13 protein-coding genes are annotated in these 14,282 nt (G+C 60.8%); 4 read left to right on the forward strand and 9 right to left on the reverse strand.

What is annotated here, in order from left to right; translation table 11 throughout:
* Window positions 1-13: 13 nt before the first annotated feature.
* The 3 genes from ilvB to ACILSL_RS18995 all read right to left on the reverse strand — a co-directional run bounded on the left by ilvB (window position 14) and on the right by ACILSL_RS18995 (window position 3,642).
* Complete coding sequence (ilvB, locus tag ACILSL_RS18985; protein ID WP_395733634.1) at window positions 14-1,741, reverse strand: biosynthetic-type acetolactate synthase large subunit; 1,728 nt, start codon at window positions 1,739-1,741, stop codon at window positions 14-16.
* Window positions 1,742-2,120: 379 nt separating this feature from the next.
* On the reverse strand, window positions 2,121-2,264 hold the full coding sequence (locus tag ACILSL_RS18990; protein WP_395733635.1) for a hypothetical protein: 144 nt from the start codon (window positions 2,262-2,264) through the stop codon (window positions 2,121-2,123).
* Between the two features lie 94 nt (window positions 2,265-2,358).
* Window positions 2,359-3,642, reverse strand: coding sequence for a PQQ-binding-like beta-propeller repeat protein (locus ACILSL_RS18995; RefSeq protein WP_395733636.1), 1,284 nt, complete (start codon window positions 3,640-3,642; stop codon window positions 2,359-2,361).
* Between the two features lie 140 nt (window positions 3,643-3,782).
* Between ACILSL_RS18995 and ACILSL_RS19000 the strand changes: the two genes are divergently transcribed.
* Window positions 3,783-4,208, forward strand: coding sequence for a hypothetical protein (locus ACILSL_RS19000; RefSeq protein WP_395733637.1), 426 nt, complete (start codon window positions 3,783-3,785; stop codon window positions 4,206-4,208).
* 260 nt (window positions 4,209-4,468) lie between these two features.
* Here ACILSL_RS19000 and ACILSL_RS19005 read toward each other — a convergent pair whose 3' ends face one another.
* The gene (locus ACILSL_RS19005; protein WP_395733638.1) at window positions 4,469-6,511 is read right to left on the reverse strand and encodes a carbon starvation CstA family protein; all 2,043 of its coding nucleotides are present in this window, start codon (window positions 6,509-6,511) and stop codon (window positions 4,469-4,471) included.
* Window positions 6,512-6,621: 110 nt separating this feature from the next.
* Window positions 6,622-7,563 (reverse strand): ThuA domain-containing protein, encoded by a 942-nt coding sequence (locus tag ACILSL_RS19010; protein ID WP_395733639.1) that lies wholly within the window; start codon window positions 7,561-7,563, stop codon window positions 6,622-6,624.
* Between the two features lie 92 nt (window positions 7,564-7,655).
* Here ACILSL_RS19010 and ACILSL_RS19015 point away from each other — a divergent pair, with 92 nt between their 5' ends.
* Together ACILSL_RS19015 and ACILSL_RS19020 are read left to right on the forward strand one after the other, a co-directional pair.
* Complete coding sequence (locus ACILSL_RS19015) at window positions 7,656-8,168, forward strand: peptidoglycan endopeptidase (RefSeq protein ID WP_395733640.1); 513 nt, start codon at window positions 7,656-7,658, stop codon at window positions 8,166-8,168.
* Window positions 8,165-8,635, forward strand: a complete 471-nt coding sequence (locus ACILSL_RS19020; protein ID WP_395733641.1) for an RNA pyrophosphohydrolase — start codon at window positions 8,165-8,167, stop codon at window positions 8,633-8,635. The genes ACILSL_RS19015 and ACILSL_RS19020 overlap by 4 nt, the downstream gene beginning before the upstream one ends.
* A 507-nt stretch (window positions 8,636-9,142) precedes the next feature.
* Here the strand turns inward: ACILSL_RS19020 and ACILSL_RS19025 are convergent.
* The 3 genes from ACILSL_RS19025 to ACILSL_RS19035 all read right to left on the reverse strand — a co-directional run bounded on the left by ACILSL_RS19025 (window position 9,143) and on the right by ACILSL_RS19035 (window position 11,886).
* Window positions 9,143-9,544 carry a hypothetical protein gene (locus tag ACILSL_RS19025; protein ID WP_395733642.1) on the reverse strand — a complete coding sequence of 134 codons (402 nt, stop codon included), beginning with the start codon at window positions 9,542-9,544 and terminating at the stop codon, window positions 9,143-9,145.
* Between the two features lie 105 nt (window positions 9,545-9,649).
* Window positions 9,650-10,756, reverse strand: a complete 1,107-nt coding sequence (gene recA, locus ACILSL_RS19030) for a recombinase RecA (protein WP_395733643.1) — start codon at window positions 10,754-10,756, stop codon at window positions 9,650-9,652.
* A gap of 134 nt (window positions 10,757-10,890) precedes the next feature.
* Entirely contained in the window at window positions 10,891-11,886 is a 996-nt protein-coding gene (locus ACILSL_RS19035) for a type II secretion system F family protein (RefSeq protein WP_395733644.1), read from the reverse strand.
* A 134-nt stretch (window positions 11,887-12,020) separates the two neighbouring features.
* Between ACILSL_RS19035 and ribD the strand changes: the two genes are divergently transcribed.
* Window positions 12,021-13,079 (forward strand): bifunctional diaminohydroxyphosphoribosylaminopyrimidine deaminase/5-amino-6-(5-phosphoribosylamino)uracil reductase RibD, encoded by a 1,059-nt coding sequence (gene ribD / locus ACILSL_RS19040; protein WP_395733645.1) that lies wholly within the window; start codon window positions 12,021-12,023, stop codon window positions 13,077-13,079.
* Between the two features lie 246 nt (window positions 13,080-13,325).
* Here the strand turns inward: ribD and ACILSL_RS19045 are convergent, their stop codons facing one another.
* Window positions 13,326-14,147 (reverse strand): hypothetical protein, encoded by an 822-nt coding sequence (locus tag ACILSL_RS19045; RefSeq protein ID WP_395733646.1) that lies wholly within the window; start codon window positions 14,145-14,147, stop codon window positions 13,326-13,328.
* Window positions 14,148-14,282 lie beyond the last annotated feature (135 nt).

The following is a 14,282-nucleotide window of genomic DNA, read 5'->3' on the forward strand; positions in this document are numbered from 1 at the left end:
TGCGCTTACGTGATTAGGTCGAACCGGTGGGTTTTTCCATCTTCTGTTTCGGCGCTTCGGTGATCATGTCTTCGAGCGCGGCACCGGCGGGGATCATCGGGAAGACGTTCTCCGTTTTGATGCACTCGGCTTCGATGATGCAGGGGCCGTCATTGTAGTCGAGGGCCTGCTGCAGGACGCGCTCCACATCAGCAGGGCGGCGGATGTGCCAGCCTTTGATGCCGTAGGCTTCGCCGAGCTTCACGAAGTCGGGGTTGCCGATGAGGTCAACGCCGCTCTCGCGGTTCTCAAAGAAGAGCTCCTGCCACTGGCGGACCATGCCGAGGTAGCTGTTGTTCAGGATGAGGATCTTGATCGGCAGCTTGTGGAGGGCGGCGGTGGCCAGCTCAAACAGGGTCATCTGGAAGCCGCCGTCACCGGAGATGGAGACGACGAGTTTGTCCGGGCAGGCGAGCTGCGCACCGATGGCCGCAGGGAAGCCGAAGCCCATGGTGCCGGCGCCGCCGGAGCTGAGCCAGTGGTAGCTCTCGTCGTTCTTGTAGAACTGCGCGGCCCACATCTGGTGCTGACCGACGTCCGTGGAGATGATGGCCTTGCCCTTGGTGAGGGTGTAAAGTTCATCAATGACCTGCTGCATGCGGAGGCCGCCCTGCTTCTTGTAGGTGAGGGGGAACTTCTTCTTGTAGCCATCCAGCGTGGCGAGCCAGTCTTCGGTGGGCAGTTTTTCGACCAGGGGAAGGAGATCGCTGAGGGCGGCCTTGGCATCACCCTTGATGGTGACGTCCACCTTGATCATCTTGTGGAACTCGGCCGCATCGATGTCGATGTGGATGAGCTTGGCGTTGCGGCCAAACATGTTCGGCTTGCCGATGATGCGGTCATCGAAACGGGAGCCGACATTGAAGATGAGGTCGGCTTCGACGATGGCCTTGTTCGCATAGGCGGTGCCGTGCATGCCCAGCATGCCGAGGGACAGCGGGTGGGTTTCAGGGAAGACGCCTTTGCCCAGCAGGGTGGTGGTGACCGGGCAGTTGAGGGTCTCCGCCAGCATCAGCAGCTCCTTGTCGGCACGTGCGATCATGGCGCCCTGACCGGCGAGAATCACGGGGCGCTTGGCGCCTGCGATCAGGCGGGCGGCTTCTTGAATTTTAGCCTGATCAATCTTGAAGTTTTCTTCGGGATGGTAGCCGGGCAGGTCCATCGGCTCGTCAAACGTGCCGGTGAAGGGGCCCTGGCTGAAGTCCTTCGGGATGTCGATCAGAACCGGACCCGGGCGGCCCGTGGTGGCGATGTGATAGGCCTCCTTGGCGATGCGGGGCAGGGAATTGGAGCTCTTGATCAGGTAGTTGTGCTTAACGACCGGGCACGTGATGTTGAAGATGTCGGCCTCCTGGAAGGCGTCTTTCCCCAGCATCCAGCTGACGGTCTGGCCGCAAAGGACGATCATCGGAACGCTGTCCATCTGCGCGGTCATGAGGCCGGTGATGGTGTTGCCAGCGCCGGGGCCGGAGGTGACGAGAACGACGGCGGGCTTGCCGGTGGCACGGGCGTAACCGTCAGCCATGTGAACGGCACCCTGCTCATGACGGACGAGGATGAACTTCATGTCCGTCTTCACGGTCTGCAGCGCGTCAAAGATCGGGATGGCGGCACCGCCGGAATACCCGAAGACGTACTCAATGCCGAGATCGGCGAGGGTTTTGATGAGGGCTTGTGCGCCGTCCATTTTTTGCTGACTCATGATGATTGGGGTGAAAATTGCGATTTAGAAGCTGAAGATGGGGGTGAATTGGGAAATTGCAATTGAAAAATGGGGTTTTTCGTGGTGAGTTCGCTATTTTTTAAGGGGTGGATGGTTAAAAACGCTCGATTTTGAGGTGATAATTTGGATTTGGGTTGGTGGTGGCGCCGAAAGTTTGTGATTTGGGGGCGAATCGGGCTTCGACGGTCTTTGCCGACGTTCAAAAATACCACCAGCCTCGAAACCGAAGGTGGCGGGGAGGATTCCGCAGAGTTCACCCCTACCAATCCACACTTGCCCCGAGCCATGCCGCGATCCCGAGGAGGAGCAGGCTGAGCCAGAACCAGCGATTGAAGAGCCGTTCCCACCATCGCCGTGACTATGCCTCCATGGGCGACTCGCCGACGCGTGAGTTTTCCGCCAAGGTTTCGGAACCTGCGCGCAGGATACCAAACAGGCCCAGAACGCCATCCATCACTCGGACGGCAAGAACGAGGATATGGCCGGCGAGTTCTTCGAGCATGAGCTGGAAGATGTCCGGGGGGGGCTGTAACGCTCCAGTATAACGCGCAGGCCATTTTTCACCCACTGGCGGGCTTTGGACCACAGGTCGGGGGTTACTTCTTCACCCGGTACAGATTCCCCTCGGTGCGGATCAAGAGATCCGAGCCGATCACCGCATACGAGGCGAGGCTGCGCTCGCCGAGGTCGTTTTGGGCGAGGATTTCAAATTTCTTGCCGGGTTTGACGACGACGCCGAGGCCTTTTTCGTCCTGGAGGTAGAGCTTGCCGTCTGCGGCGAGGAGGGAGGCGGAGATGGGGCCGGTGCAGCGTTCGGAGTAGTGGACGGTGCCGGTTTTGGCGTCGGCGCAGGTGAGGATGCCGTTGTCAGCCACGAAGTAGAGTTCATCGCCGATGACGGCCATGCTGGGATTGTGCGGGGCGGCTTTGTCGATGGTCCAGGCAAGGTGGGTGGCGGTGACATCGCCCTTAGAGGAGGCGTCCACTTTGATGGCGTAGAGCACGGGCTTGTCGTAGCCGCTGGAGAGGTAGATGATGCCGTGGGAGTAAATGGGGCGGGGGACGACGGAGTAGCCCTGGTCGTAATTGAAGTGCCAGATTTCGGTGCCGGTCTTGGGATCGAGCGCGTTCACCACGCCGCTGCCGGGAGTGATGAGCTGCTTCTGGCCGGCGACGTCGATGAGGAGCGGGGTGCAGAAGGAGAACTTCTTTTTGGCGTCGCTCTGGCGGGCGAAGGTCCAGCGGGCTTTGCCGGTGGCTTTGTCGAGGGCAATGACCTTGGGCTCGGTCTCGGCGTCGGCATTGAAGATGAGGAGGTCTTCACAGAGCACGGGGCTGCTGCCGTTGCCATGCACGGGGGAGTAGGCGTACTCCTGCGTGGCCCACACGGTTTTGCCGGTGGCGGCGTCGAGACAGGCGGTGCCGAGGTGGCCGAAGTGGATGTAGAGCTTGCCATCCTCAAACACGGGCGTGGGGCTGGCGTGGCTGTTTTTGCGATGCGCACGTGGGGCGGTGGCGGTGAAGAGCTCCACGTCCCAGACGGGCTTGCCGGTGGTGGCGTCCAAAGCGAGGGCGTGCAGGGAGCGGTTCGCCTTGGGGTCCTCGACGCCGCCGATAGGCAGGGCGGAGGTGAGGAAGATGCGATCACCGATCACCACGGGAGAGGACCAGCCGACGCCTGCGATGGGGGCCTTCCATGCGATGTGTGACGTGGGGCTCCAAGTGAGGGGGAGATTGGTGGCGGAGGAGTGGCCCTGGGCGCCTGCGCCGCGGAACTCGGGCCAGTTGACAGAAGCGGGTGCGCTGGCGGCCGGGGCGGCGCTGAGGAGCGAGGTGGAAAAGGAGAGCAGGAGCGTGGTGAGGGCGGAGGCGGTGCGCATGAGACGGAAAGAACGCTGTGAGAGAGCGGGCGTTTTCAAAATGAGAAAGAAGACATGCTGATTGCTTGGATGGCCGGCACTGTAAGGAGCGGCAGAGCTTTTTTGCATGACGCTTCCGCAAAGCGTGAGAGCGTACCCGCATGTCGGTGAAACTTATGATCAAACGCCTGCTGGCACTAGCGGCGGCGGTACTGCTGCCTCTGGGGTTTACCCAGCAGACCGATCACAACAGCGGAGCCAGGAGAGACCGGTGGGAGTGGGCGGGTCTGCCTTTGACTTCGTGGCAGACGAAAGAGAAGCCTGGCTTTCGCTGGGTGCGCGACGTGCTGAAACTGCCGCCTGATTATTTCGTGCAAGGCTCAGGCCCTTCCATCTTCGGGTACACCATTGGGGCCCTGCCTGGCAAGTGCCGGGAGACGGGATTGTTCATGGAGCTTTGGGAGAAGGTGTCTGCGGAGGAGAAGCCTCTCGTGTGTGCTGACGCCGTGCTGTGTCTGCTGGAGCCTGACTGGAAAGTGCGTGAGCAGATGATGGAAGCGGCAGCGAAGCGCTGGTGGAAGGCGTGAGGCACGTTGCTCAGCGCTTTCGCAAACTGAAGCCTGGAATTTGGACAGATGTCGCATGGCAGCACTCGAAAGCGGTGTCGTCGAGGCAGGCTTGCGCCTTGCCTCTTTGTCACCGCATTGATTGACTCGCTTCGCTCACCCTGAGGGCTCCTTTCAGTCGTCTGTCTCGCTGCGTTCGGCGCGCTTCGCTCAGCCCTACGGGCCAGCCTGCGGCTGCCTACCTTCGCTGCGCTTTGGTTCCACGACGCTGTCGCGCTTAACTACGCCCCTTCCGGCAGCGCCACATACGGCTCTTCATTGAGCACGACTTTCTTGGAGCCGCTGAGGAGCTTGATCCATTCGACGAGGCAGCCAATGAAGATGATGGCGACGGCGAGGAGGAAGAAGGCGGTGACGGCGGTGTCCACGTTGAAGTTGAACTGCTGCGCAGCCCAGGTTTTCATTTCCGCAGGGGTGCCACCTTTGGCGAGCTTTTCACCATAGTCTTTGGCACCGGCGATGAAGCCCATCTTGGGATTGGCATCGAAGAGCTTGATGTAGCCGGCAGCGAAGGTGGCGCTCATGAGGAAGACCAGGGGGATCACGGTCACAAGGAGGTAGCGGGCCTTGCCCATCTTGATGAGGATGGTGGTGCCGAGGCAGAAGGCGATGACGGCGAGGAGCTGATTGGCGATGCCAAAGAGCGGCCAGAGGGTGTTGATGCCGCCGAGGGGATCGACCACGCCCTGATAGAGGAAGTACCCCCAGGCGGCGACGAGCATGGCGCTGGCGAAGACGTTGGCTGGGAGGCTGCGGGTGTTGCCGAGGGGTTTCCAGATGCCGCCGAGGAAGTCCTGCAGAATGAAGCGGCCGACGCGCGTGCCGGCGTCGATGGTGGTCAGGATAAACAGCGCCTCAAACATGATGGCGAAGTGATACCAGAAGGACATCCACGCGGGGCCAAAGGCGCGGGCGAACATCTGCGCCATGCCGACGGCAAAGGTGGGGGCTCCGCCTACGCGGCCGAACATGGTCTTTTCGCCGATGTCGGCGGCCAGTTTTTCCATGCCTGCGACGGTGACGGGGAATCCGGCATTGGAGATGACTCCAACGACTTCGGTGGGAGCCATGGTTTTGTTGATACCGGCATTGATGGCGAAGTATTCGCCGGGCTGCAGCGCGCAGGCAGCGACGAGGGCCATGAGAGCGACGAGCATCTCGGTGATCATCGCGCCGTAAGCCACGCTGCGGATGTCGGCTTCATTGTCGAGCAGCTTGGGGGTGGTGCCGGAGGAGATGAGGGCGTGGAAGCCGGAGATGGCCCCGCAGGCGATGGTGATGAAGACGAAGGGGAAGACGCTGCCGAGGAAGACAAGGCCGGTGCCGTCCACGAACTTGGTGAGCTTGGGCATCTGCAAATCGGGGGCGACCCAGATGACGACGACGGCGAGGACGGCGACGGTGCCGATCTTCATGAAGGTGCTCAGGTAGTCGCGCGGCGCGAGGAGCATCCACACCGGCAGCACGGAGGCGGCGAAGCCGTAGATCATGATAGACCAGGCGATGGTCTCGCCCTTGTAGTCGAAGAAGTGTTCGATGCCCCAGTCCTTGAGGTGGCTGCCCGCCCACACACTGACGAGCAGGCCAACGATGCCGAAGATGGTGATGTTGCGCACGCTGACGCCGAAGATCGTATGACCAAAGCCCATGATGAAGGCGAGGGGGATGGTCATGACGATGGTGAACAGTCCCCAGGGGCTTTCGGCGAGAGCTTTGACCACCACGAGGCCGAGCACGGCGAGGAGGATGGTCATGATGGCGAGCACGGACACCATGGCGACGAGGCCGACGACGGGATTGACCTCTTCCTTGAGCATCTGACCGACGGATTTGCCGCCACGGCGGATGGAGGCAAACATGACGATGGCATCGTGAACACCGCCGCCAAGGGTAGCACCGATCAAGATCCACAGCATGCCGGGCAGGTAGCCAAACTGCGCGGCGAGCACGGGGCCGACGAGCGGGCCGGGGCCGGCGATGGCGGCGAAGTGGTGGCCGAAGACGACCCACTTGTTGGTGGGAACGAAGTCTTTGCCGTCCTTGTGGGTGATGGAGGGCGGGGCGCGATGCTTATCGAGCACGAGCACCTTGGTGATGAGCCACTTGCTGTAAAAGCGATAGGCGACCGCGAACGAACACAGACCGGCCACGACGAGCCACAGGGCGTTGATGGTTTCACCTTTGTGCAGTGCGGAGAAGGCGACGGCACCGGCTCCGAGGAGGGAGATGGCGATCCAGATGAGGACTTGAAGGGGCTTGGGCATGGTGGGGAGAGTATGCCAGTCGCGGCGCGGCTGGATTTGGACAGGGAATTTGAAGGAGGGGAAGACGGACTAAACGGTCTCAGAAAGGCTTCAGTTGCGGCGCAACTGGATTACTTTGCTGGCGCAGCGGTCTTGGCGGGCTTGGGCGGCGGCGGGGCGACGTAGGGAGGATTGGTCATCGCGCCGGGGGCGGTTTCTTTGAGATTGGGGGGGACGTCGGCCTGGACATCGCCGAGGGCCCATTTCACGCCGCCGATGAGGATTTCCTGGAAGGTGGGATTGGTCCAGACGTCTTCGCGGTGGCCCATGGCGGTGTACCACACGCGGCCTGCGCCTTCCTTGCGTGCCCAGGTGCTGGGGTAGGCGGGGCGTTCGTACTCTTTGCCTTCCATGGCAGGGGCGTCGATCACGCTGAGGACGTGGATGTCGGAATTGAAGTCCTTGAGGGAGTACCACTCCTCCATGAAGCCGTAGGTGGCCCCCACCTTTTCGAAGCCGGGGAATTTGGCGTCGGTGACCGTGTTTTTGGCATCCTGCTGCTTGCCGTGCTTGATGAACTCGGCACCGAGGAAGTGCACGTAGGCGTCCGCTTTGTCGCCGTGGTTCAGGTAACGCTCAGGACCTTTCTGGGATTCATTGTCGGTGTGGAAGGTGTCGCTGGCGGAATGTGTGCCGATGAAGCCCTTGCCGCTTTTGACATAGTCAAAGAGGGCCTGCTTACCTTCTTTGGACATGGGCGGCTGCTTGTCGGTGCCTTCGCTGCAGAGATCGCCGGTGGTGTAGAAGAAGACCGCGTCAAACTGGGCGAGGTAGTCCTTGCTGAACTTGGAGCCGTCCTTGGAAAATTCGAAGTCCCAGCCGTTCTTGGCTCCGAGATCCAGCAGCACTTTTTCGGCATAGCTGGGCTGGCCGTTCTTCCAGGAGATGACGCTGTGCTCAAAGCCGCTGGACTTGGTGAAGAAGAGAATCTTGTGCTTGGGGGCGGGCGCGGAAAAGGCCACGACGCAGGCAGCGGCGGCCAGCATCAAGGGTGCGGCGAGTTTTTTGATCATGAGAGGCCGATTCTGGCGGGTTTTTGAAAACAAGGCAAGGCAGTGTTGCACGCCTTGTCATTTCCACCGGGCCGAATACGATGGCCTGACTGATGCGCTTTCTTTTACTTTTGATACACCTGCCACTTTGTGTGCTTCTCTGCCAGTGCGGCTCCAGAGCGGGGTCGCGCTGGGAATACAAATATGCCCCGGGCAAGACGGCGGTGATCATCGGCGGCAGGGCCGTGCCACCGGCCAATGCGCCTGCGGCCGTGCTGCGGGCAATCTCTGCCGGCAATCACATCTGCACCAAGCCTTATCGTCGTGGCGGCGGGCATGCTCGCTTTGAAGACAGCGCGTATGACTGCTCCGGCACGACTTCGTATGTGCTGCATGCCGCAGGCAAGCTGAATTCACCGACGGTGTCCGGGGCTTTCCGCAGCTATGGCAGCAGCGGCCGCGGCAGGTGGATCACCGTCTATGCGCGCAAAGGGCATGTGTTTCTGGAAGTGGCCGGGCTGCGGCTGGATACAGGCTACAGTGATGCGGACAGCGACGGCCCGCGCTGGAGCAGCCGCTCACGGCCTACGAAAGGCTACACCATGCGCCACCCCTCCGGCCTATGATTCCCATCGAAGCCATCGTTTACCGTCCGAATGTCGCTGCGATTTTGCAGCGGGAGAACGGCGACATCTTTGTGGCGGAGCGCATCAACATCAAAGGTGCCTGGCAGTTCCCTCAGGGGGGCATTGATGAGGGGGAGGATGCGGAGACGGCACTGTTTCGTGAGCTGGAGGAGGAGATCGGCGTGAAGCGTGAACTGCTGCAGATCATCCAACGACGGGACGGCTACCGCTATGCGTTTGCCAAGGGGCGGCTGAAGTACGGCATCTACGGCGGCCAGGAGCAGGCCTACTTTTTGTGCCGGTTCAACGGCGCGGACACCGATTTCAATCTGGATGCCACGCATCGCGAATTCGCGGGGTTCAAGTGGATCAAGCCGTCGGAGTTCCAGATGGACTGGGTGCCCAAGTTCAAACGTCGCGTCTATCGGCAGGTGATGCTGGACTTCTTTGGGATCGAGCTGGCCTGAGGGGTTCATGCGACGCGCCGTTGAAAAGGGAGGTCGGAGGTCAAACCGCTCTTCGCGAGAAGATGGGGGCATGACATCGTAGGACGGCCGTGGCGAAGCCCGGTTTATCCTTCGAAGCACGCAGTGCGAAGAATGGACCCGTCTGTGAGCGTATTGCAAATACTCCGGCGCAGGCAAGCCCTCGCAGTCGGGCGGTTTGGCGGAGGAGGCGGTGGGCGATGAACCTACGCTGGACGCCAAACACGGCCGACCTAGGCACAGAGCGCCGCGCGAAGTTCGTAGGACGGCCGTGGCGACAGCCCGCCCGTCCATCAGCGCACGGCAAGACTCCATGGCGTACGAACGTCCTCGCAGTCGGGCGGTTTGGCGGAGGAGGCGGTGGCCGATGAACATACGCTGGACGCCAAACACGGCCGACCTACGGCCCGGAGCGGCGGCCTTGCATCTGCTTGAGAACAGGTCTCCGCTGCGTCCGGCACACAGACCTGTTTTCAACTGATCATGGTATCAGTTTAAGCCGAAGCGCCGGAGTCCGCGCAGCGGTGGGGTGAACCAGTTCATCGTGGAACGGACCACGGGCGTGCTGTCGTCCGCAGCCTGAATCACCAGCAGGGAGATTTTGAAACCTGAGGAGCCGTCCGCGCGCCGTTGGGGGGAGGCGGCAACGACGAGGCCTTTCAGCATCACCCACTTGGAGTCTGAAACCGTCATGGCCAGCATCTCAGGCGTCAGTGCGGAACGTTTGATTCGCACCTGGACTTCAGCACCCAGATCAAAAAGCTGGCGTGACCAGAACACGAGCCCGCAGGAGGTGATTTCACAGAGCTCGACAATGGTCTGCCTGCCACCGCTGACCGATTGTTTTTCGTTCGCGGAGGTTTCCTGCTGTTGCTGGCCGTGCTTAGCCATACGATTCGCGGAATGACCGCAAAAAGAGGCGCACGGGGCGGGAAAAGTCAAACGGCGAAGGCGACGCACGCGGGGCGGTCTTGCACGCCCCGCGTCGGGCCAGGCTTATTCGTCGTCAGGTGCGGAGGCACCTTTGGCGGCAGAGCCTTTCTCTGAGCCGGCGGCTTTTTCGGCCTGCTTGGCCTTCACTGCGGCTTCGATCTCGGCATAGACGGTCGCATCGTTGCGGAGGACTTCCTTGGCGGCATCGCGGCCCTGGGCGAGCTGAGTGCCTTTGTAGCTGATCCATGAGCCGCGCTTTTGCAGGATTTCGAAATCCATCGCGAGGTCAAGCAGCGAGCCGACATTGGAAATGCCTTCGTTGTACATGATGTCGAACTCGGCCTCGGTGTAGGGAGGGGCCAGCTTGTTCTTCACGACTTTGACCTTGGTGCGGTTGCCGGTGACGGTGCCGTCGGTGGTCTTGATCGCGCCGATGCGGCGGATGTCCACGCGCACGCTGGCGTAGAACTTGAGGGCCTTGCCGCCAGGGGTGGTTTCGGGGTTGCCGAACATGACGCCGATCTTTTCACGGATCTGGTTGGTGAAGATGCAGCAGGTGCGCGCCTTGGCGATGATGGCGGTGAGCTTGCGCAGCGCGGCGCTCATGAGGCGGGCCTGGGCACCGACGGTGGAGTCGCCGATGTCGCCTTCGAGTTCCTGACGGGTGACGAGGGCGGCCACGGAGTCGATGACGATGACGTCGAGCGCGTTGGAGCGGACGAGGGTTTCGCAGATGCGCAGGGCTTCTTCACCGGAGCTGGGCTGGGAGACGAGGAGCTCGTCCATTTTCACGCCAAGGCGGCGGGCGTAGGCGGGATCGAGCGCATGCTCCACGTCGATGAAAGCAGCCAGACCGCCAGCCTTCTGCGCCTGGGCGATGACGGTGAGGGTGAGGGTGGTTTTACCGGAGGATTCCGGGCCGTAGACTTCCACGATACGGCCACGGGGGAAGCCGCCGGTGCCGAGCGCCTGATCGATGAGCAGATTGCCGGTGGGGATGACGGTGATGTCAGACTTCACGCCTTCGCCGCCCATGCGGAGGATGGCACCTTCACCGTAGTCTTTTTGGATCTGCTGGATGGCCAGGTCAAGATTGCGACCGCGTGCTTCGGCAAGCTTGTCGGGTTTGGCTGCGGAAGTTTCGGAGGTTTCTTTGGGTGCTCTGGCCATAATCGTGGGTGTTCAGTGTGGAATAAAAAGCTGTTCGGGCGAACAGAAAGCGCATTTAAAGCAGGCCGTAAAGCACTTTTCGTCCTTAAGCAGCGAATATTACCGCCCAAAAGAGCGAAAAGCGGTGATCCGCCTCACAGGTTGTCGAGCTGCTGCTGCATGCCGCCGTAAAACCCGCTCATCATGGTGATGATGCGGTAGGCCATGTACATGACGACGAATGCATAGGCGATTTTGGGCAGCCACTGCGCGGCACGCTGCACGGCGTCTCCGGCTTCGATGGTCTCCGCAGCGGCCCAGCGGTTCATCTCATGGTCCAGAGTCCCGGCCTCTTCCGCCGTGGCGATGCCGTGAACGAAGGTGATGGGAAAGCCATGCACGTCCGCCATGGCACCGGCGATGGTTTCCCCTGCGGCGATGCGCTGGGCGGCATCCTTCGCGGCATGGCGCAGCAGGCCGCTATGAGAGGCGCTGCCCGCGAGCTGCATGGACTCCGTCATGCGCATGGAGGCCAGCAGGCAGGCGTGAAACACCTGGGAAAAACGTGCCAGGGCCCAGTGCCTGCGCACGCTGCCGATCAGCGGGAGGTAGCCGAGCGTGCGATCCACGGCTGCTGATTCCGCCCCCAGCCGCGAAAGCCAGCGCCAGATCAGGAAGAGGGACAGCAGGATGAGCCAGAGGATGGCCAGCGGCATGAAAACGCCCCCCAGCGAGTAGGGCTTGCCCTCCATGCTGGAGGTGACCATGGTCGGCAGCTCTGGCAGCACGATGCCCAGATGCGCGAGGACCAGCGGGTAAATCATCGCGCCGATGGCCTGCTTCACCGCCATGTGCCAGGCTTCAAAGTAGCGCGAGAGGTGGCTGAAGGCATCTCCGAGGCGTCCGCTGCGCTCTCCGGCATCGATCAGGGCAAACTCCAGCGCGTCTGAAAACGCCCCGCAATGCTCAGTGATGGAGGCGGCGACGCTCCTGCCCTCTTTCAGGCCGAGCTGCAGGCCCTGCAGCCAGGTGCGGCGTGCATGGGAGGGCTGCTGTTTGAGCAGCAGCTCAATGGAGCGGTCCAGATGAAAATTGGCCTCCACCAGCTTGGCCAGTTCGCGATACAGCAGGGCTTTTTCGGAGAGTTTCATCGGCGATGAGAAACTAACGCCATCGGGTCAACGACAGCGAGCACAAAAAGCTTCGAGACCCCGGCACGGTTCCCAATGTGTGACACTCTTATTGCTTCTCAGGTTCGTTTCATCGCCTATCATGCTGACCCTTCATGCCGCCGCCCATCGCTCATAAAGAAACGCCCGACCAACATTGGATGCACCTCGCCCTCGACCAGGCCCAGCTTGGCGTCGGTCTCACCAGTCCCAACCCGCCTGTGGGCGCCGTCATTGTCGCGCAGGAAAAAGTCATCGGACGTGGCTACCACCACAAGGCGGGAGAGCCTCATGCCGAGGTGGAGGCCATCCGTGATGCGCAAAAAAATCACCCCAAGCTGCTGCGCGGCTCCACGATCTACGTCACGCTGGAACCCTGCTGCACGCACGGCCGCACGCCTGCATGTACCGAGGCGATCAAAGCCGCAGGGATCAAGCGGGTGGTCTTCGGCGCGCATGATCCCAATCCGAGTCATCGCGAGCAAGCCCGCAGCATTTTCATGCTCGCTGGCATCGAGGTCACCGCCGGAGTGCTCGATGAAGAGTGCCGGACGATCATCCGCCCTTTTGCCAAATGGATCACCACGGGCATCCCTTACGTGATCGCCAAGGCCGGGCAGAGCCTGGATGGCCGCATCACGCGTCCGGCGGGGGAGAGTTCACTGATCACCAACGACGCCGCCCGTGCCCATGGCCGCAGGCTGCGCATGCGGGTGGACGCCATCCTCGTCGGGGCCGAGACGATCCGCAAAGACAACCCCCAGCTAACGCTGCGCGATGGCAGCGCTGGCAGCGGCAAGCTGCAGCCCTGGCGTGTGGTGCTCACCCGGAGTGGCGACATTCCGCCGCACTCGCACATTTTCACCGATGAGTTCAAGGACCGCACGGTCATCATGCATGGAAAAGATCTGCCCGAAGCGCTGGCCATTCTGGGCAAGCATGGTGTGCTTTCCGTACTCATTGAAGGCGGTGGCATCATTCTTGGCAATGCCTTTCGCGATCAGCTGGTCGATGAGGTCTATTGGTACATCGCTCCGCGTCTTTGCGGCGGCGGGCGCCCTTCACTGGATGGTCCTGCTTTGCCCGCCTCCATCGAGTTGAAAGACGTCACCGTCCGTCCCATGGGGGACAATGTGTGCTTTCATGGGTTTCCGGTGTGGCCGGAAGGGGGCTGACGTAGAGCGGATGGAGAATGGGCAATGCTGAGTCACTGGGCGTGTCGATTGCCTGGGGCATGCGCGATTAACGATTGATGAACAAGGATTGTTGATCGCTGAAGTTTTCAGATGTTCGCGCTTATGCCGTGAGCGCGAGAAACGCGAAGTGGTGTGAGACGTTCTGATTCATGGCAGAGCTTTGCTCAGCCTTTCTTCTTGGCTCAGGTCGCAGCTTCTCCTGACGGATGGCGGTGACTGTCATCGTTATGGGGCGCGCTTCGGGGGCGGGTTCTTTTCAGGGGCTGGCTTTGCATCTCGACTGTTCTTGGAGGGAAGCAATGCTGCTGGAATGATCGCTTCATTCTTCTGGCCCAGTGCAGTACGCAAACGCGCAAGATCCTCTTTAACCTCGGCTCCCGTTTCCATCTTGCGTTCTAGGATGCGGATTTCCAAAGGGAGGATGTTCTCAAAGTAGCTGGCAGCATCTGCTGCTCCGATGGTCTTCTCCTTTTCTAGCAGCCACTCCAGGCATTTGATCTGCATTTCCGGGTAGGACAGCTGCTGGTTCTGCTTCATCCATTCGGTCAAACGGCCCGCATCGTCGAAAGGTGTTCCAACCCAGTAGGGCTTGGGATGCTGCTTGCCATCTCGTCCTTCACGGCTCCATCCGTAAGAGGAGTAGTTCTGAGGCAGGTCCTGAAGCTGGTAATAAATGTTCCAGAAACAGGCGGCTCCAACGGACTGACTCAAACTATGATTGCGGAAAGCAATGGATTGCCGCTCGTCTCCCAGATATTCGAGAAGAAATGGGAACGCGGTTTTTTTGAAGGTGGAGAGCTTTTTATACGCAGCTTCGCAGCCCTCGTATCTTTTGCGATAGGCGTCGCTCACATTGTCGATCAGCTCAGGCGGGTCAGGCGGTAGCACCATGCCCTCGGGAGCCTTCTTTTCGGACAGCGCCAGATCCTCGATCAACCGAAGTATCTCCTTCTTCTGCGCCTCCGTCGCTGCTTCTTGCTGGGCCGCTCCAGTTGAGCCGAGCATGATGACAGCCAATCCAATGAAAGCTCGCACTGATAGGTTCATGGTGTTTGAGAAGGTGAGGTGCGAAATGCAGCCGCGCTATGCGCAGATCATGGTCGGATGCCGCATCCAGGCAATGCAAATCTGGCGTGCGGCAGTGGAAGTGGGACGGAGAAACTCAATGCGCACTTAGGTGAC

Origin of the sequence: Prosthecobacter sp. (assembly GCF_044222345.1) — a bacterium.
Taxonomy (GTDB): domain Bacteria; phylum Verrucomicrobiota; class Verrucomicrobiia; order Verrucomicrobiales; family Verrucomicrobiaceae; genus Prosthecobacter.